Annotated in this window: 6 protein-coding genes and 2 pseudogenes; 6 read left to right on the top strand and 2 right to left on the bottom strand. The window is 41.1% G+C overall.

Translation table 11 applies throughout. From position 1 onward, the window contains the following. Position 1: 1 nt before the first annotated feature. Both DP114_RS18520 and DP114_RS18525 read right to left on the bottom strand, forming a co-directional pair. Entirely contained in the window at positions 2–3,445 is a 3,444-nt protein-coding gene (locus DP114_RS18520) for a non-ribosomal peptide synthetase (RefSeq protein WP_171976795.1), read from the bottom strand. Next, positions 3,442–7,680, bottom strand: coding sequence for an SDR family NAD(P)-dependent oxidoreductase (locus tag DP114_RS18525; protein WP_171976796.1), 4,239 nt, complete (start codon positions 7,678–7,680; stop codon positions 3,442–3,444). The genes DP114_RS18520 and DP114_RS18525 overlap by 4 nt, the downstream gene beginning before the upstream one ends. Positions 7,681–8,784: 1,104 nt before the next feature. Here DP114_RS18525 and DP114_RS18530 point away from each other — a divergent pair. The 6 genes and pseudogenes from DP114_RS18530 to DP114_RS18550 form a co-directional block, all read left to right on the top strand. Then, positions 8,785–10,869: a patatin-like phospholipase family protein gene (locus DP114_RS18530; RefSeq protein ID WP_171976797.1), complete on the top strand. Its 2,085-nt coding sequence runs from the start codon at positions 8,785–8,787 to the stop codon at positions 10,867–10,869. A 433-nt stretch (positions 10,870–11,302) separates the two neighbouring features. Then, a complete protein-coding gene (locus DP114_RS18535) occupies positions 11,303–11,695 on the top strand; it encodes a hypothetical protein (protein WP_169265342.1) in 393 nt (130 codons plus the stop codon). A gap of 439 nt (positions 11,696–12,134) precedes the next feature. Further along, entirely contained in the window at positions 12,135–13,226 is a 1,092-nt protein-coding gene (gene leuB, locus DP114_RS18540) for a 3-isopropylmalate dehydrogenase (RefSeq protein WP_169265343.1), read from the top strand. A 139-nt stretch (positions 13,227–13,365) separates the two neighbouring features. Next, a pseudogene (locus DP114_RS36360) lies at positions 13,366–13,509 on the top strand (3-isopropylmalate dehydratase); the annotation flags it as partial. Between the two features lie 132 nt (positions 13,510–13,641). Next, a complete protein-coding gene (locus DP114_RS18545) occupies positions 13,642–14,919 on the top strand; it encodes a 3-isopropylmalate dehydratase large subunit (RefSeq protein WP_246163368.1) in 1,278 nt (425 codons plus the stop codon). A gap of 165 nt (positions 14,920–15,084) precedes the next feature. Continuing rightward, positions 15,085–21,699: pseudogene (locus DP114_RS18550) on the top strand (amino acid adenylation domain-containing protein); the annotation flags it as partial. Positions 21,700–21,714: the final 15 nt, after the last annotated feature.

Raw genomic sequence — 21,714 nt, forward strand, 5'->3', positions numbered from 1 at the left:
CTCAAAACTCCACTACCTCACTACCGACTTCTTTAATTGATAAATTTTGTGTTACCAAATCCACTACTTCTATGTACGCTGCTATCCCAGCTACTGTGGGAGACTCAAACATTATCTGTATAGATAGGTCAAGTCCAAAAGCTGAGTTGATCTCTGACAGGACTTGGATAGCGAGTAGGGAATGTCCCCCTAGTTCAAAAAAATTATCGTGAATGCCTACTTGCTCTACTTTTAGCACTTGCGCCCAAATTTGTGCCAACGTTTTTTCAATAGAGGTACGCGGAGCTACATATTTGTCTGCTACTTCACTGTAGAAATCGGGTACTGGTAAGGCGTGGCGATCTACTTTGCCGTTGGGAGTAAGCGGTAGAGCTTCTAGGATCACTATTGCACTTGGCACCATATACTCTGGTAACTTTTGCTTCAGGAAGCTACGCAGTTCGCTAACTGTAAGTGTACTGAGCGAAGTCGAAGTACAAGTCTGCTCTTTTTGAGGCACAATGTAAGCGACTAGGCGTTTGTCCCCAGGAGTATCTTCGCGGGCGATAACACAAGATGCCTGCACATGGGGATATTGACTCACAACTGTTTCGATTTCGCCTAATTCGATGCGAAAACCCCGAATTTTTACTTGATTGTCAATGCGTCCTACGTATTCAATGTTGCCATCTGGTAAATAGCGTACTAAATCCCCAGTTTTGTAGAGGCGTTCAACTTTATTAAATAATTCAATTTCAATAAATTTTTCGGCAGTAGTTTCAGGACGATTAAAATAGCCTTGTGCTAATCCAGCACCACCAATGTGTAACTCTCCTGGTACACCTACAGTTACGGGCTGGAGATTTTTATCTAAGATATAAACTTGGGTATTAGCAATTGGACGACCAATAGCAATAGTTGTAGCGTCTTCGGGAACATCCTGCACCAAGTACCAGGAAGTAAATGTTGTATTCTCTGTCGGTCCATAAACATGCAGTAGTCGCTGCGGCGCACCATTGTCCAGTACTTTTTTCACCCATTTAGGATCGACAGCCTCGCCTCCAAATAAAAGATGCCGTAGTGAATTGAAAGCAGAGGGTACTTCTTGAGCAATTTGATTGAACAACGCGGTTGTTAAGAATAAAACGCTGATAGTTTGCGCTTTAATAAAGGCTGCGAAATCTTTGGGCGAAATTGCTAACTCTTTGCTCACCCCTACCAACCGCGCTCCATTTAGTAAGGCTCCCCAAATTTCAAAAGTCGCAGCGTCGAAGGCGTAATTTGAGGCTTGTGCAATGACATCTTGAGTAGAAATGCTGATATAGTCGGTTTGTTTGACTAATCGAACTACACCTCGATGGATAATACTAACACCTTTGGGTTGACCTGTAGAACCGCTTGTGTACATTACATAAGCTAAGTTATCAGGTTTGATGCTGGTAGTCGGGTTGTATTTTGTTTGTTGATTGATGATATCCCAGTTTGAGTCTAAGCAAATGACACTAGCTTTGCAATCAGCGAATAGCTGCCGCGCTTCGCGATCGCCCAGCTTACTAACTAACTTTTCCTGACTCAATATCACTGATAGCTGAGTATCTTCAAGCATAAAGCTTAAACGCTCTTGGGGATACTCTGGATCAAGTGGCACATAAGCCCCACCCGCCTTGAGAATGCCCAGTATACCCACAATCATTTCTACTGAGCGTTCCACACAAATACCCACCAGCACATCGGCTTTCACACCCAGTGAGCGCAAGTAATGTGCCAACTGATTAGCTTGGGTGTTCAATTGTTGATAAGTGAGTTGTTGATTGTCAAACACCACCGCCACAGCATTTGGAGTGCGCTCTACCTGTTCCTCAAACAACTGATGGATACACTTATCTTGAGGATAGTCTACCTGAGTATTATTCCATTCCACTAATAACTGATGTCGTTCTGACTCAGTTAGCAAAGGTAATTTTCCAACTCTGTGATTGGGATCGCTGACTATTGTTTCTAACAAAGTCTGAAAATGACCTGTCATCCTAGCAATTGTATCTGCCTCAAACAAATCGCTGTTATATTCCCATGAGCCAATTAATCCCTCTTGTGTCTGCCAAATCGACAAGCTCAAATCGCACTGAGACGTACCTCGTTCTACCATCTCTGGAGTCAGACTAATACCAGGTAACTCTAAAGTATCGAGCGAGAAATTTTCCAGAACAAACATCACCTGAAACAGGGGGTTGTAGCCAAGAGAACGTTCTGGCTGTAGTGCTTCTACCACTTGCTCAAATGGTATGTCTTGCTGTGCGTGAGCATCCCAGACAACAGAGCGGACTTGTTGGAGGAATTGAGAGAAGCTAGGATTATCTTCGATTTGAGTACGCAACACTAAAGTGTTGACAAAACAGCCAATTAGTGGGTCAATTTCTTGACGATTGCGGTTAGCAAAAGGCGAACCGATACAAATATCATCTACACCACTATAGCGATGGAGTAAAACTGCAAAAGCTGCCAGCAGCGTCATAAACAAGGTGACACCAGACTTTTGGCTGAGGGTTACCAGCTCGAAAGTTAAATGCTCTGGGAGTTGAAATTTTTTAGTAGCACCAGAGAAAGTCTGCACTGGTGGACGAGGATAATCCGTTGGCAACTCCAATAAAGGCGGTGCATTAACTAACTGTTGTTTCCAGTAATCAAGTTGCTTTTCTAGAACTTCTTTAGTTAACCACTGGCGTTGCCAAAGCGCAAAATCCGCGTATTGTACTGTTAACTCTGGTAAGGGATTTGGTTCACCTTTACTAAAAGCGTCATAAAGGACTTCTAACTCTTTGAAGAATATCCCCATTGACCAGCCATCAGTAATGATGTGGTGCATGGTCAAGATTAACAAGTGAGATTCTGCTTCCTGGCGCAGTAGAGTAGCTCGCAACAAAGGAGCGATACCCAAGTCAAAGGGTTGGCGAACTTCTTGAGTGACTATTTGTTGAATATCAGCTTCTTTTAAACCTTGTAAGTCCACCACTGGTATGGTGATGGTAAAGGTGGGCGAGATCGCTTGAAAAGGAACGCCCTCAATAACAGTAAAGGTAGTCCGTAAGGCTTCGTGACGGCGGATTATTTCGTTGATGCTCTGTTCTAAGGCTGTCACGGAAAGCTTGCCATTAATCCGTAATTGGAGACTTTCATTGTAGAATGGGCTTTCCTTATCCAACTGATGAAGAAACCACATCCTCTGTTGAGCAAAAGATAAAGGCAACTCCCCATCTCTAGAAACTGGTATTAGGGGGAAAGAGGTAGATTGTGTGGCTGTTTGAGCTTCTTTAAGAAAAGCAAGGATTTCTGTTTTTCGTTTTAGCAGTTCCTGCTGTATGGCTGCTGTCATCACTCCTTTAGGGGCGCGACAGCCAAGTTGATCTCCGTCAATCCAGATTTTTACACCTTTTGTTTGCAGGTTAGCTAAAAACTCTTCTGTGATCATATCCTTACCTCTTCATATTCTTCTTCAAGTGCCTCAATAGATCCACTCTTGTCCTGAGTTACTCCTCGAATCGCCTCAATACTTTGGGCTAAAGTCGCGATAGTAGGCGCTTTAAATAAACGCTGTAAAGACAATTCTAGTGAGAAATGTTCGCGTAATCGAGAAATCACTTGACCAGCTAGCAGGGAATTTCCCCCCAACTCAAAAAAGTTGTCGTGAATGCTTAAAGGTGGCACTCTCATTACTTCCTGCCAACATTGAGCAATTTTGAGCTCTATCTCGTTGCGTGGTTCTATTCGCTCCCTAATTTCTTGAGTGTTAATTCCCCCAATTAGGCGAACGCGATCAATTTCGCCGTTTTCAAGACAAGGCATTTGGGGCAGTTGTACTAATTTATAGTTGCAAGCAGTTCCAAAGCAGTCTTGAACCTGAAAGTCTGGTAATTGAACAACCTCGTTACTACTGGCAGTGAAATAGGTAGTTAACTTCTGTAAATTCAAAGCTGACGATTGCCAACGTTGAATGTTTTGGTTACTGCCATCCAAACCTATCAATAGATGGGGTTGTTGATGTTGTAAGCTCGTAAGCATCGAAGATATTGCTTGAGAAGAAGACATCACATAAAAACCTTTGCTACGGATCAGATTCTTCATCTGATATCCCTGGCTCATCCCTGTCTCATCCCACATACTCCAACTCATACAATAGCTCGCTAATTCACTGTTGGAATTTTGGTAATGAGAAAAGCGATCAAGAAAACTATTGGCAGCAGCATAAGCACTGACAGCAGTGCTACCAAAAAAACCGTGTGCCGAAGAAAAGTTGATGAAAATGCTGCCTTTATTGTCTTTCACCAGTTGATGCAATGCCCAAGCACCCAACACCTTGGGACGCAGTACTGCTGCTAAGTTCTCTTGAGTCTCTTCCAATACAAGCTGCTCATGGAAAGTTCCGGCTAAATGAATTATCCCATCCAGATTCTTACCCCATCGGGATTTAGCTTTTTCAACTATTATCTGTAACTGTTTTAAGTCACAAATATCAACAGCTTCGTAAATTATCTCTCCTTGCAGCCGTTCTAATTTTTGATATGCTTTCAAGCGTTGTGCAATAGAATCTTCTTTCTCTAAATAGGTATTCCAGGTACTTTTTTCAGGTATTGCAGTTCTGCCAACCAACACTAGTCTTGCTTGGTAATTTTTCAGCAGGTATTGGGCAATTTCAATACCTATACCACCGAGTCCTCCGGTAATTAAATAAGTTCCTCCTTGCTTAAAAGGAATTGAGGATTTCTGTTTGCTGGTAAATTCAACTTTTTCTAGACGAGGAATGAAACGCTGCCCATTTCTGTAGGCAACCTCTCGTTCTTTTGAGGAAACTTGCATCTCTTGTAAGATATAAGCTCCATTTGTTTTCACTTCAGCGAAAGGCAAATCGATATGGCGACAGTTCAACCAAGGTAATTCTTGAGGAATGGTTTTCAATAGCCCTAATACTGCTGATTTTTCATAGGCTGTTGGGTCATCTGAGCAAATAGATTGAATATGGGAAGAAATAAATAGTAATTGAATAGAATTATCAGAACCCTGAACTTTGGCTAGAGCTTGAACCAAAAACAATAAACTGTATATTCCATGCTCTTGTGCTTGTTCGAGAGCTTTTTGATTTTCGACTTCCCCAATATACTGGTCATAAGTCCATAGGTGAAGAATTTGACCAATTATAATGTTATCTGCTGCTAGGGATTCGATTAAAAGTTGGTATTCCTTGGGTTTTTCTGGAGTGATTGTGTAGCTTGAGTGATTAATTTTTTTGAAATCTTCTCCGGCTGAAACAGTGATGTATGGCAGGTTCTGCTCTGACAAGATTTGACATAAATATGTCCCCAACCCGAAAGAATCTAGAAATACTAGAGTAGGATTAATAACAATTAAAGAAGAACTAAAAGTAATAGGAGATTTGGGCTTCCATACTTGACGGTAGAACCAGTTAGGAACGGTATTGGTGTTACCCAGTAATATATCAATTCGTTTAATAATGGATTTAAACTCGTTTCTCTTGAAGCGCTGACTCAATTGAGAGCGTTGGATTTTACCAATGGCGGTTTTAGGAACAACTTCTTGAGCTACTGGAATTAGATAATCTGGATTTATTCCCACCTTGTTGATCACGGAAGTGCGAATTTCCTGAAGTAGAGCTACTAAACTGGTATCAACAGAGAGGGAAGTATTGAAAAATATAGCTAGTTTATCAATATTTATTCCGGGTTCTTTCACTGCACAAGCAGCTGTATAAGAAACTTCTACTCCTTTAACTTCTTCAACAGCGGCTTCGATTTCGTGGGAATAGTAGTTCAACCCATTGATAATAATGACATCTTTCTGCCGCCCAGTAATAGTTAAACGCCCTTGATGGAGAAATCCTAAATCCCCGGTGTTAAACCAACCATCAGGGCTGAAAGCTTCTTGGTTTGCTTGTGGATTTTGGTAGTAACCAGAAGTCACAGATGCACCTTTTACTTGTAAACGCCCAATTTTACCTTCTATAACTATTTGTTCGTGTTCATCAACAATACGCAGTGAAGCACCAGCAATTGGAAGTCCAAGTTCTACAAATGAGGTATCATCTGATGAATATTCTAGAGAAAAACTGTCAGAATAAGTAATACCAGAAGAAGTTTCACACATCCCAAAGGCTGGGTGAATAGCATTAGTTTGGAAACCGTAACCTTTGAGCAGTTTTAAAAAATTCCTCGCTGTTTTAGTTACAATCGGCTCGCCAGCATTAATCACAAACTTTATTGAAGATAAATCCCAGTTTTTGCAACTGATATCGAAAGCGCGGTCACAAATTAAGGAAAAGGCAAAATTAGGTGCCCAACTAATCGTAGCTTGATGTTTGTCAATCAAATCTAGCCACTTGAGCGGATTTTGCACAATCAAACTAGTAGGCGCATGAATTTGTTGGCAACCAAGGCTAACAGCCATAATACTGAGAGACACTAGCGCCCCAACATGATCCAAAGGCATCCAGTTTAAAACGCTTTCCTGACTGGAGAAGTTACCCATTAAAACTAAGCCAGCCGTCATACTTAATATATTGTGATGATTTAGCATCACACACTTAGGTATACCAGTGCTACCAGAAGTCAAAAACAATATTGCTAAATCCTCTGGTTGACTTTGATATAAATTAAAATCTGCTTCGTACTCACGCAACTTATCAATAGTTGCAAGTTGAAAGTTTTTTAAATTTAAAAGTTTAGATAAATCATCAATGTTGGAAGCTAAAGAAGCGCTCGTCAGTACAAGAGGTTTACCCAACATCTGCCAAGTATTTTGTAGTTTGCTTGCGATACTGTTGGTTGGCTCATAAGTTGAGGCGATGGAGATTGGCACTGGAACAAAGCCCCCCAGCACGCAACCCCAAAAAGCACAAATGAAATCTTGATTATCCTCCAGTTGAAAAATGACTTTGTCTTGGGGCTTTAGTCCTAGGTTTCTCAATCCAGCTAAAATCCGTTGAGCATCCTGCCATAATTCCCGATAAGATTGAACTTTTTCAGTATCATCAGCTTGAACGTAGATGATACCTTTAGTTAAACTTTGAGCAGCACGTTGCAGTACTTCTTTTAAAGTTTTGGGAGTGTTTTGGAAGGATTGTTGTAATTCTCCGTGACTAATAGCTAGCTTTTGTGACGAGTCAGAGTTTTGATTTTCTACCTTTTCACTAGGTATAATTGCTTGTACTTTTTGCTGGTTATCTTCAGAGGCGAGTGCGTGATTTTCGAGTAGTAAATCTTCTAAATGTACGGGAGGAATTCTTTTAACGTGGGGTTCAACAACCACTGCAACACGTTCAATTTCTGACAATGACTCTAATTGCTCCTCTATGCGACGCATTAAGTCAGAGTCAATCACTTCTAAAGAAGCTAGAGTAACTTCATCTACCTGCCCTGCATCTGTTAAGGGTATGGTGGAAACTGGTACGAATGCTGTAGGTATCAATTCGGTAGGCAGAATTGTTTGCAGGTGAGACAACAATTGTTCTGGTACAAATAAACCTGATGGAACTACATAAGCAACTAACTCGTGTGTTCTTTTTTTTGTTTGTCTCTCTATTACTACACAATCATTAATAGTCAAACTGGCTCGGATAGCAACTTCTATTTCCTTATCTGTAAAACTTTTTTGACTGAAATTGACTAAAAGTTGATTAGAATTCTCTAACTGCATTAACTTGTATATCCTTCTTAAAGTCCGTTCTTTGAAAATTAAGATTACCTAACTGCCATACAGTACGAATAACGTCGGAGATGACATTTAAACCTCACACATATCCACAGTTTTTCAGCCACCATTTTAGCAGAATTAGCAGTTCTATCACTTGCCCTTTCCTGTCATTCAAATTCGTCTTATAGGCTTTTATTGTCATCTACACTCTATCTTGTACACACAAAGTATGATGGGCTATTCCAAAGGAAAGCAAACACCAAAAGGTGTATTGCATCTTCTTTAAAGCCATCTCTTTATATTTACTTTATAAATTACCCTTCTCTGGATTTTCTCCATTTATAGCAAGGCGATCGCTCACATTTTGCACCAATATTAAAGATGTAATTGTAATTTAAGATTGAGTCATTAAACTACAATTCTTGATGAACGCGATAAAAACCAAGAAAAATCAGGTTGCCTTATCGCGCACTTTTTACATTGCCTGGATTTTTACCTAGAGGTGCAAAATATGAGCGCAAAAGGGGCGCGATTACAGGCCTGCTAACGAATGAAACAAATACATTCATCGTGAAAACCTCAAATAGTTACTGACCATCACAATGTGTTTAGTGATAGCACATAGCGCTCAGTATAAGCGTTCGCATAAAGTTTTTCCCTCGTTCTCCTCCATCTAAACTGTTATTTTACAAATTTATACGATTACCCTTGTGAAGTTTCTTACGACACCCCTCATTTTAAAACATCTTTTCAACTTCAGCTTACAAATTCCTGAGCTTCACAAAAAAACTGTACCAATACTTAAGACAGTTAAGACAGTTAAGACAGTTAAGCAGATATTTAAAAGAATTAAAAAATAATTAAAACAGTGAATCAAGACAAGAATAGTTACAAACCATAACTGATTTGCAGCTAGAGCCGGTCTGCAAAGTCGCAACTATAGTAGAATGGCTGCAATTGCTCACATAGCGAGGAAGTTTTTAACGCGCTTTTCCTATCGTGTAGCTATACAACGGAACTAGTTGAGTCAATTGAAGAGTATGATTTAACATTAAAATTAGATTTGATAAACCTATAAAATAGACTCATATTTGGAGAAAAAATCTCGTGATAAACAAAGTAGAGACCCGATTAGTTCTAAGATTTGATGGTCAGGAGAGTTACATAGATTTTGGTAAGAGTGATATTGGAGGTGTTTTTGCTGAGGGGAGTTCAGCTTTTACGATTTCTGGATGGATTAATCCTCATCAACTAACAAACAAAGCCAGCACTTATGGGACGCGCAATGTTTTTTTTGCCCGTTCTTCAGATAGATACAGTGATAATTTTGAGTTCGGCATAAGTGAGTCAGGAAATCTAGATCTATACATTGATGAGAAAGTTGACAATGTGATCAAAACCTTTGGCAATGGGGAATTAAGTGTCGGACAATGGCACTTCTTTGCTATTGTTTTTAATCAAGGTCAACTAACCATACATCTTGATGACCATGAATATGCTGGCTCTTTAACAGGTACCTTTTTAAACAAAGCAACTAGTTCTGTAACTCTTGGCGCGACTTTACACAACAACATATTTTTCACAGGTCAATTAGCTAACATTAGCGTCTGGAATTACCCCTGTTCCCAAACAGAAATTCAAACGCAACGCTATCAGCCTCTAGTTGGAAATGAAGAAGGATTAGTAGCTTACTGGACATTAAATGAAGCAGAAGGGACAACTATCCGAGACGAAACTGGAAATGGCTATGATGGAAAGCTGCATGGTAATCCCACTTGGGATTTAGCAGAACTTCCATTTACGCTTGCACAGTCCTCCAGTGAAGGCGAGAAACAAGGTGAAACGGCAAGTCTAGAGAACACTTCCCCTCTAACAGAAATTGCAGTACTACAGGAAGATTCCTCCACTCAAGCGATGACTGATTTAGCGCCAGTGGTAGGGGATGAGGATCAACCAAAGGAAGAAAAAGAGACAGAGAAAAAATCTACTAACGCCCAAACCTCTCTAACCTCCTTGCCAAAAGAGGGGGAAATCAAAATAAACCAAACGAATCAAAGCGGAGTTTTAGTCACTATTCAACCGCAGAAACAAGCACAAAAATTAACTCAGGAAGAATCTCAAGAAACCATGAATACGGCAGCGAATTCCAAATATAAAATACTTGCCATTGATGGAGGCGGTATTCGAGGCATTATTCCAGCACTCATACTGGCAGAAATTGAAAAGCGGACACAAAAGCCAATTTTTAGTTTGTTTGATTTAATTGCTGGCACTTCAAGCGGAGGAATTCTTGCACTCGGACTAACTAAACCTCGATTAACTCCACCAGATCTATCTGAAAACTTGTCAGTCGCCCAATACAGTGCAGAGGAACTTGTACAAATCTTTCTTGAATATGGATGTGAAATCTTTTACGAGCCATTATTTGAAAGAATACTCGGTCAGCTAGAGGATATATTTGTCCAGCCAAAATATTCTTCTGACGGCAGAGAGGAAATTTTCCGGCAATATTTTGGAGACACTCCTTTAGAAAAAAGTTTGAAAGAAGTTTTCGTCACTAGCTACGATATTGAGCAGCGAATTCCTATATTTTTTACAAATAAGCTGGACAAACAAGAGACAGTATCTCGAAACTTTCGCAAGTTATGCGCAGGTTTTACCCTTACAGACGCGGCACTAGCGACTAGCGCTACTCCCACTTATTTTGCTCCCCATCGTATTCCTAGTTATCATAATTCCAATAACTTCTATACTTTAGTTGATGGAGGATTAGTAGCTAATAATCCAGCAAATTTGGCGATTGTGGAAGCACAAATTAGTAGACAAGACAAAACACAACTCCTCAATACAGAGGATATTTTAGTCGTTTCCTTAGGTACAGGTTCCCTGACGAGTGTTTACCCTTATAACGATGTCAAGAATTGGGGACTTTTGCAATGGGCAAAACCGCTTTTAAATATTGTTTTGGACGGTGGTAGTGAAGTAGTAGCCGGAGAATTAGAACGATTATTTGAGTCTAATAACAAGGAAACGAAAAGTTATTATCGCTTCCAAACATTTTTAACTCCTGAATTGGAAGAAATAGATAATGCAAAACTGGAGAATCTCCGGAAGCTAGAAGTTATAGCCCATCGATTGATTGCCGAAAAGAGCCAAGACATCGATGAGTTGTGTAGTGTTTTATCAAACTAAATTTTATAGAACAATTCAGAATTCAGAGGTAAAACAGTTTCTAGGTTTGGCTTTGAGTCTTAAATTCCATATTTTACAAGAGTTCTCAACTACAGTATGAGTCTTAATCAGAGCAAGCAACAGGAGTTTATGCAACCAATGACAATTTTGAAGGGCGCAGTGGCGGTCGAACAGGCAAAAACTATTTCGCCTCCCCAAAAACGATGGCGATCTCAGTTTTTTTCGAGAAAATCAGTCACAATCTTGATTAAAGACTAAGCTATCAAGTAAGGGTAAATAGAGAAAATTTTCTAAAATCTTAACTCTATCTGAGCGTAAGTCACTCTATTCTCGCTTAGTCTAGATTTAATAATGGGTTTCTTTGTTTACAAAGACTCCAGTTTGATACCCTGAGTAATGTTTGAACCAAAACCTAAAATTTGAGGTAATTCCAATGGATGAAATCGTTAAAAAACTTGCCGGTCTGGGTCTTCCTGGCATAATTCTCGTGATTCTAACAGCCACAGCAGGAGGGAGTTCAGCTGCTGTTGCTGCTGCCCTCACAGCGGTGGGAGGACCGTTTGGCATCGTAGGAGGTATAGGATTGCTTGGTCTAATAACAGTTTTGGGAGATACTATAGCAGGATATGGAATTGAAGCTATTCTCAAGGCAGTTTATGCAGAACGTAGCAAAACGGAATCCGTGAGATTTCTCCTCAAAGAAATTAATGATTTACCCATTTCAGACGAACTAAAACTCAAACTGAAAAATCATATTAGTTCAGAAACTAATACTTATACTGTGCCATCTGATGAACCAAGGACAGTTGAAATTGTTGAAGAATAATTTCACTATTAAATTCGGTGATGCTTCATCTAAAATGTCACTATGTAGGTGTTAGCTCAATTTGTAACTTTCTTGTACAGGAAGGTAGAGTTATGTAGATGTAGAGTTTAGAAAAACTTAATCTACGACATTTTTTGAAAAATAATGACCTTTGAGTCCAACTATCCTGGATTAAATACTCAAAGGTCATTACTCAAAATTATCTAACTGATAGTGTTCCAGTAGTTTCTCAAACAATGGTTATCTTATACCCTGATACTTTTCATCCTTTAACCCTTATTTGAAAAATCTCTAGCTCATGTCACAACGTATTCATCAGTTATTTGAAAACAAAATTGTGTGAACTCCGCAAGCAATAGCTAGCGATCGCTCAATAAAAATCCCAAAGCTGAACAAGAACGCTATTTTACAGTGAACGAAGTGTTGGAGTTATGGAACAATGGGGTCTTTAAATAAGCCGTCTTATCGGATCGTCGCCATTCCTGGGGAAGGGATTGGACCAGAAGTTGTGGAAGCTTGCTTAGAAATTCTGCAACACGTTGCTAAACTTGAAGGATTTACTTTGCAGGTAGACTATGGTTGGCTTGGTGCAGCAGCTAAAGAGCAATTTGGTACTTACTTCCCTCAAGCTACTGCCCAACTATGCGATGGATCTGATGGAATTGTATTTGGCGCGACAAGTGTTGGAGGACTGCTAGAACTGCGAAAGCACTTCGACTTTTTTTGCAATCTTCGCCCGATTCGTATTGTTAACAGTCTGCTACATAAATCTAGCCTCCGACCAGAGAAAGTTCAAGGACTCGATATGCTAATCGTTCGAGAACTGGTCAGTGGGATTTATTTTGGACCAGCTGGACGGTCTTGCGATGATAACGGAGCTTATGGCTATCATACCATGCGCTATTATGATGAAGAGATTCGGCGAATTGCTCGCAAAGCCTTACAGCAAGCCCAACAACGACGAGGATTACTCACCGTAGCCCACAAAGAAAACGCCTTACCCCACTTGCCCTGGACTCGTCTAGTGCAAGAGGAAGCTACACAGTTTCCAGGTGTTATCGTGGAGCCAATGCTGGTGGATAACTTAGCTATGCAAATGGTTCTAAATCCTCAGAGATTTGATGTGATTTTGGCGGGCAATATGTTTGGAGATATTCTGAGCGATATTGGCGGTGCCTTAGTTGGCTCTATCGGCTTATTAGGATCAGCCAGTCTGAATGCTGATGGATTTGGGCTGTACGAAGCGATTCACGGCACAGCCCCAGACATTGCTGGCAAAGGAATTGCGAATCCTCTCGGAACTCTCGCAGCGTGTATTTTAATGCTTCAGCAATGGGGAAAAGTGGGGGCTGCCCAACGGATTATTGCAGCACAAGACCGAATTTTAGCTAAAGGATATCGAACAGCTGATTTGTCTCCCGAAGGAGCAGAAATTTCTGTCAAGACTGAAACCTTAGTTGACCTTTTGCTCGAAGAACTTTCCACCGTGCAACATTCTGAATTAGGAGTACTTCATGAGTCATGCAAATAAGGTTTTACATTTAGGAGATGATATCAATACCGATGATATTATTCCTGCTAATCGAGGAACAACAGATGATCCTGATCACTTAAAACAGTATGCCTTAGAACATCTCATTGGAGTAGGGGAACTACTAAAATATAATGTGATTGAAGCCGGAGAAAATTTCGGGTGTGGTTCTAGTCGAGAAATTGCCCCTATTGCCCTCAAAGCCGCTGGAATTGAGAAGATTCGGGCGCGATCATTCGCCGAAATTTTTTACCGTAATAGCATTAATATTGGACTATCCCTAGAAATTCTGGGGGAAAAACAGCAGAATCCAGTAGTTGATGCGATATCAGCTGTTGGTGGGCTGATACCTTTTAATCAGATGCGTCGTCAGGGGAAAATTACCGTTCCTCCCAGCCTGACTCCGGAACGATCCATGACTTTAGTCGAAAAACTCTTGGCTAAAGCCTCTGGTAATTCCTACGTCCAGCCAGGAGAAGTGGTTTTTGCCCAGGTTGATTTAGCCTTATCCCACGATGCTGTCGCTGCGCCTGTAGCCAAGACATTTTATAAACACTATGGAGAAGGGGCAAAGTTGTGGGATTCTCAAAGGGTGGTTTTGGTAGCAGATCACTTTATTCAAGTTAATGACATCCGTCCTGATAACAAAGCCCATCTCATGTATGAACAGATGGTTCAGTTTGCCCACGACCAAGCATGCCATTTATTTGATATAGTTTCTCCAGGCGAAGCAGCAGGCATCTGCCACGTTCTACTACCAGAAAAAGGATTTGTCCGACCAGGAATGATAATTGCTGGTACAGATTCTCATACCTGTACATATGGGGCATTGGGAGCCTTTTCCACGGGTGTAGGCACGACGGATATGGCGAATATTTATGCTATGGGTGATATGTGGATTCGTGTTCCGCAAACCCTAGTATTCGAGTTGTCTGGAACCCTACCTCCCCAAATCAGCGCTAAAGATATTATCCTGTTTATTCTGGGGCAAATCGGCTGTGCTGGCGCTACCAGTAAGGTCATGGAGTTTAGAGGGTCAATTCTTGCACAACTACCCTTTGATGAACGGTTAACTCTAGCCAATATGGCCATTGAGTGTGGTGCTATGTGTGGCTTGATTGTTCCTGATGACACGACTCGGAACTATGTGAGAAGCCGATCTTCACAAGGATTTGAAGAAATTCTTGCCGATCCAGATGCTGAGTACGAAAGAGTGTATCAATTTGACCTCAGTGATTTAGAACCGCAAGTCGCCCGCCCCCCGAAACCCGATCAGGTAGTCCCGATTAGTCAGTTAGAGGAGATTCCGATTACCAAAGCTTTTATTGGCTCTTGTACGGGGGGCAAACTCTACGATTTGGCTCAGGCTGCGGAAGTTTTGCAGGGTCGTCAAATAGCAGACAAAGTCAACTTGTTTATTGTACCTGCTTCCGTGGAGATTCGTGAAAAAGCTGAAGCATTAGGCTATCTTGAGATTTTTGAACAAGCAGGCGCACAGATTCTCAAGTCAGGTTGTGGGGCTTGTATCAATTCTGGACTTGGGGTTTTGGACAAAGAAGAAACAGGAGTTTATGCAACCAATCGCAATTTTAAAGGACGCAGTGGCGATCCAACAGGCAAAAACTATTTGGCCTCCCCGAGAACGGTGGCGATCTCTGCTGTTCTCGGCAAAATCAGTCACAATCTTGATTAAATACTAAGCTATTATCAAGTCAGGATAAATAAAAACCGGGTTTCTTGCAAATCACTCAGCCTAAAAACATTAATATTTCGTTCAGAAACCCGGTTTTTTAGGCTTACCTTGGAGAGTGCATTCTGGTCAGTAGAAGAACCTTATTGCAAAAATATCTGGCTTATGTTGAAACAATGTATTCATCAGTTATTTGAAGCCCAAGTTGCGCGAACTCCGCAAGCAATAGCTGTGGTATTTGGGCAGAAGGAACTGACATACCAGGAATTAGATTTTCAAGCTAACCTACTCGCTAATTATCTACAAGAACTAGGGGTAGGAACTGAGGTACTAGTCGGAATTTGTCTAGATCGCTCCTTAGAAATGATAGTGGGTTTATTGGGGATTCTCAAAGCTGGAGGAGCATATGTTCCTCTAGATCCTGCTTATCCAGCAGAAAGATTGAGCTACATGGTACAAGATGCTCAAATTTCTGTGTTAGTAACGCAAGAAAAATGGTCTACTTTAATATCTGATTATTCAGGACAGGTAATTTGTTTAGATAGCCAACAAGATGAAATTTTTCACCACAGCGATCGCGTAGCGTTCCGCAGGAATCGCCCTCTTGTTAATACAGTAAAACCTCATAATCTGGCTTACGTCATCTACACATCAGGGTCAACTGGAAAACCAAAAGGAGTGATGATTGAACATCACTCGTTGGTGAATTTTACCCAGATGGCGATCGCACAATACAAGATATCTGAGTGTGAGAACCCTACGGGTACGCTTCGCGAACGCATTCTCCAGTTCAGTTCGATGAGTTTTGATGTCGCCGCCGAAGAAATATATCCTTGCCTGAGTTGTGGTGCAACTTTAGTCCTACGAACTGAGGACATGATAAACTCGGTCGCCTCATTTGTACAGCAATCTCAAGATTGGCAAATCACTGTGTGGGATTTACCCACAGCTTACTGGTATTTAATAGTCAATGAATTAGCTACTGGTCAAATAACATTACCCGAATCATTACGCTTGGTGATTATTGGTGGAGAACCGGTACTGCCAGAACAAGTTAAGATGTGGCTCAAGTGTGTAGGCAAATTTCCTGAGTTGATTAATGCCTATGGACCTACCGAAACTACCATTGAAGCTACACTTTGCTCTTTATCAAGTTTGAGCACCACGCAACTTGAGGGAACAGCAATACCTATTGGTAAGCCAATGGGAGAGAATATCCACGTCTATGTATTAGATCAAAATCTGCAACCAGTCCCGACGGAAGTAATTGGAGAAATATACATTAGTGGTGCTGGATTAGCAAGGGGCTATTTCAACCGTCCAGAATTGACTACAGAAAAATTTATTGAAAATCCTTTTGACAATTCCAAGTTATATAAAACTGGTGATTTAGGACGGTATCTACCAGACGGCAACCTAGAATTTGTAGGACGTATTGACTATCAAGTAAAATTTAACGGCTTCAGAATTGAACTAGGAGAAATAGAATCTGTCCTCAATCAACATCCCCAAGTATCTCAAAGCGTAGTCATTGTTCGCGAAGATTCCCCTGGAAACAAACGTTTGGTAGCTTATCTTGTTCTCCATCTGTTGATGGAGAATACTCTCACAACTGTGGAAAGCTTCCTTAAATACAAGCTACCCAGTTACATGATACCAAGCGTCTTGATTTCTTTAGAGACTTTACCTCTTACTCCCAATGGGAAAGTTGATCGTCAGGCACTTCCCATCCCCGATCCCATACGTCCCCACCTCCAAGAAGCCTTTCTCGCCCCGCGTAACGCCCAAGAAGAAACTCTAGCAGAAATTTGGTGTCAGGTTTTCGGATGGAAACAAATCGGAGTCAATGACAATTTTTTCCAACTGGGTGGTCATTCTCTCATCGCCACACAAATTCTGTCTCGGATACGAGACGTTTTTCAAGTTGAGCTATCCTTTAAGCAACTCTTGGAAAATCCGACGATCAATGACTTAATTCAGGTCATTAAACAACAACAATTAAAACAGCCATCACCCCAAGCTAAAATTACGCCAATTTCCAGAAAGGGTTACTTAAGAGTTTCCTTTGCCCAAGAACGGGTATATTTCATTGAGCAATTAGCACCCTCTATGACTGCTTACCAATTTCAAGAGAGTTTGCGCTTTCAGGGAGATTTGAATATACCTATTCTTGAACAAAGTCTCAGCGAAATTTTACGCCGTCATGAGATTTTTCGCACCACATTTCCGGCTGTAGAAGGAAAGCTAGTACAAGTCATTCACCCTCCGCAACCTGTCAAATTAGAAGTTATAGACCTCCAAAGTGTTTCCAAATCTGAACAGGAAGCCGAAGTTCAAAGATTAACAGACATCGCAGTTCAAAAACCATTTAAGATTAGTGAATTACCTTTAATTCGTTGGACATTATTAAAATTAAATCACCAAGAACATGTGTTAGTTCATGTTGAACATCACATGGTTCATGATGGTTGGTCATTCAATTTATTTTTGCGGGAATTATTAACACTATATCAAGCCTTTTCTGAAGGAAAACCCTCACCCCTAGCTGAACCCTCGCTTCAGTTTGCAGATTTTGCCCATTGGCAGCGACAGTGGGTGTTAACGGAGGAAGCACAAGCCCAACTAAACTATTGGCAACAAAAATTATCTGGCAGTCCTCCTTTACTAGAATTACCATTAGATCGCCCGCGACCAGTCGAGCAAACTTACCAAGGCGGAATGCTGCGGATGGAGCTTCCTCTTGATGTCTGCGAAGCCCTAAGAAATATGGGTCGTCAAGAAGGGGTAACTTTATTTATGAGTATGTTTGCGGTGTTCGTGACCATGCTCTACCGCTACACGGGACAAGAAGACCTTTGTGTAGGATCTGGAGTCGCTAATCGACGTTGGCGGGAAACAGAAGGGTTGATTGGCATGATTGTCAATAATATTGTTCTCCGCACAGATGTTTCCGGAAACCCCACCTTTCGAGAACTTCTGGCTCAAGTGCGTCAAGTAACTTTAGAAGGTTATGCTAACGAAGACTTACCCTTTGATAAGGTTGTAGAGATTCTAAAACCAGAGAGAAATCTCAGCTACAATCCCCTATTTCAGGTGATGTTCAGCTTCCATGATGCTCACCTACCTGAATTGCGTTTACCAGGGTTGACCATTAAACAGCATGAAACACTCAACAATAAATCAGCCAAATTCGATCTGGATATTGTTGTTATTCCCCGTTTTGAACAACGAGTAGGACGTAATTCCCAAGACAAAGCCAAGGGAATCGAAACAGAGGGCATAACTCTTGTGTGGGAATATAACAGCGACCTCTTTGATGCTGCCACCGTCGAGCGGATGATGGCACAGTATCAAATATTGCTAGAAGGGATTGTGGCTAACCCTGATCAACCCATTTCGCAGTATCCCTTACTAACGTCCGAACAGCAGCAGCAATTATTGGTTGAGTGGAACCAGACGAAAACAGCCTATCCTGAAGGGAAATGTATTCATCAGCTAGTGGAAGAACAGGGAGTTTTGACCCCTGATGCAGTAGCAGTGGTATTTGAGAACCAAAAACTTACTTATCAGGAATTAAATACACAAGCTAATCAACTTGCTCACTACCTGAGAAACTTGGGAGTAAAACCTGATACATTAGTCGGAATCTGCATTGAGCGTTCCTTAGAGATGATAGTGGGACTTTTGGGAATTCTCAAAGCGGCTGGTGCTTATGTACCCTTAGACCCCGCCTATCCAGCACAACGATTGACTGAAATCATCAACGATGCTCAAATACCAATTTTGGTGACAATGCAGCAATGGGCAACCCTGGAAGCTGAACATCCCCTACAAATGGTTTGTTTAGATACTCAAAAGGACTTGATTGCTGCGAACCAGAGTCAAGAAAATCCTGTACATGAGGTCGCACCCAGTAACTTGGCGTATGTTATCTATACATCAGGTTCCACAGGCAAGCCCAAAGGGGTGCTGATTGAACATCGATCCTTGGTTAATTTTACGCAAGCAGCGATCGCTCAATATAAAATAACAGCAAGCGAACGCGTTCTTCAATTTGCCTCAATTAGTTTTGATACCGCTGCAGAAGAAATCTACCCTTGTTTAAGTTGCGGTGGGACACTCGTGCTGCGTACCGAGAAAATGTTGCAGTCTGTGTCTGCGTTTATACAACAGTCTCAACAATGGGGATTGACAGTATGGGATTTACCAACAGCTTACTGGCATTTATTGGTAAGTGAATTAACCAGTGGAAATTTATTATTACCTGAATCATTACGACTGGTAATTCTTGGTGGAGAGCGAGTGCTACCAGAAAAAGTTGCAATGTGGCATCAAGTGGTGGGCAATTATCCGCAGTTAGTTAATAGTTATGGCCCAACTGAAACCAGTGTGGTTGCAACTTTATCTAAGTTGTCAGACAACGTCCTTAATCATCAGGAAGTTCCTATTGGCAAACCCATTAATAATGTTCAAATCTATGTGTTAGATCAATACTTGCAGCCCGTTCCTATCGGAGTACCAGGGGAACTCCATATTGGCGGTGCAGGTGTAGCGCGGGGTTACTTGAACCGTCCAGAATTGACATTGCAAAAATTTATTCCCAATCCCTTTGACAATTCAAAATTGCGTAGCGTTGCGAGCAAAGCGACGCAATCTCAAAATTCAAAATTATATAAAACAGGAGATTTAGTCCGTTATCGACCTGATGGGAATCTGGAATATTTAGGGCGGATGGATTCTCAGGTGAAGATTCGCGGTTTTAGGATTGAACTTGGTGAGATTGAAACAGTTTTAAATCAACATCCGCAGGTTGCTCAAGCTGTTGTCATTGCCCATGAAGAAAATCCTGGCAATAAGCGTCTTGTAGCTTATATGGTGGGAAATCAAGGACAAGTACAAATTGACGAGATCCGCCAATTCCTCAAACAGAAGTTGCCTCCCTACATGGTTCCTTCTGCCTTCGTCCCTTTGGATCAGTTACCGATGACCCCTAATGGTAAAGTAGACTATCGTGCTTTGCCTGCCCCAGATACTGCTGATAGAAATGTAGAGGTAGGATTTGTTGCTCCTCGAACTCCCACAGAAGAAAAGTTAGCCGCTATTTGGGCTGAAGTATTAAGACGACCAAATATCAGCATTCACAACAATTTCTTTGAGTTGGGTGGCGATTCGATCATCAGTATTCAGATGATTTCTAGAGCAAATCAAGCCGGGTTACAACTAATTCCAAAACAACTATTTCAGCATCAAACCATTGCCGAGTTAGCCACTGTTGTAGGCACAACCAGTCAAATAAAAGCCAACCAGGGGGTAGTCACGGGTTCAGTACCGCTAACACCCATCCAGCATTGGTTTTTCGAGCAGAATTTTCCGGATGCTGATTACTTTAACCAGTCAGCTTTACTAGAAATTCCATCAGGGACAAAACCAGAGTTATTAAAACAAGCGGTGCAACAATTATTATCGCATCACGATACTTTGCGTTCGTGCTTTGCACGTCTCCCCTTGGGAGAATCGCGATTTGTTCTAAAAAGCGTTGCTCCGCAACAGATTAACGATCCACTCCCAGAAACAGTGCCTTTCACCATTGTGGATTTGTCCGAACTTTCTCCCGAAGCACAACAAACCGCAATCAAAACAAAAGATGCTGAACTTCAAGCCAGCCTGAATTTGTCATCAGGAGAAATTATAAAAGTCGCGTTGTTTAACCTGGGAATCAATCAACCAAGTCAACTACTAATTATTATCCATCACCTAGCGGTAGATGGCATCTCATGGCGAATTTTGTTGGAAGACTTAGCAACCGCTTATCAGCAGCTTAACCGTGGCGAAGCCATCAAATTGCCACCGAAAACAACTTCTTTTCAAGAGTGGGCAAATCAGCTACAAGCGTATAGTCAATCACAAACTCTTGCCACAGAAATTAATTATTGGTTATCTCAGTTTGAGGGTAATATTGTTTATTTACCTAGAGATTATTCCTTAGCTAAAGAAGAAAATACCATAGCTGCAACTAATTCTCTAACTCTCTTTTTAAATGAGGATGAAACCCGCGCCTTGTTGCAAGATGTTCCCTCTGCTTACAACACACAAATTAACGATATTTTGTTGACTGCGTTGGTACAAAGCTTTAGCCAATGGACAGGAGAAAATTCCTTAGTTGTTGATCTAGAAGGACATGGACGAGAAGACTTATTTGAGGATGTAGACTTATCCCGTACCGTAGGCTGGTTTACTACTTTGTTCCCTGTGCAATTAAAACTGAGTTCTGTTGAACAGTTAGAAGAAACTTTAAAATTAGTTAAAGAACAACTGCGTCGCCTACCTAAACATGGTATTGGTTATGGTATTTTGCGATATTTATATCCAAATCCGGAAGTTAAACAGAAATTCCGGAATTTACCTCAAGCAGAAGTTAGTTTTAATTATTTAGGTCAATTTGACCAAGTTCTGTCTGCTTCTGCGATGTTCGGATCCGTTAAAGAATGGAAATCAGAACAGAGTAGGCGCGGAAATCGCAGCCATCTCTTGGCAGTGAGCGGATTAATTCACTCAGGAAAGTTAGAAATGGAGTTTGCTTATAGTGAGAAAATTCACAAACGATCCAGTATTGAAAGGTTGAGTTTTGGATTCATGGAAGCATTAAAAACCGTAATAACTCACTGTCAGTCAAAAGAGTCCCAAGGCTATACGCCTTCTGACTTTGCTGCTGCCAAACTCAATCAACAACAACTTGACAAATTCCTAGCCAAAATCAACAGAAAAAAACCAGGAGTTAAGTGAATTACTGGTAGACTT

Source organism: Brasilonema sennae CENA114, assembly GCF_006968745.1.
GTDB classification, from domain to species: Bacteria; Cyanobacteriota; Cyanobacteriia; order Cyanobacteriales; family Nostocaceae; genus Brasilonema; species Brasilonema sennae.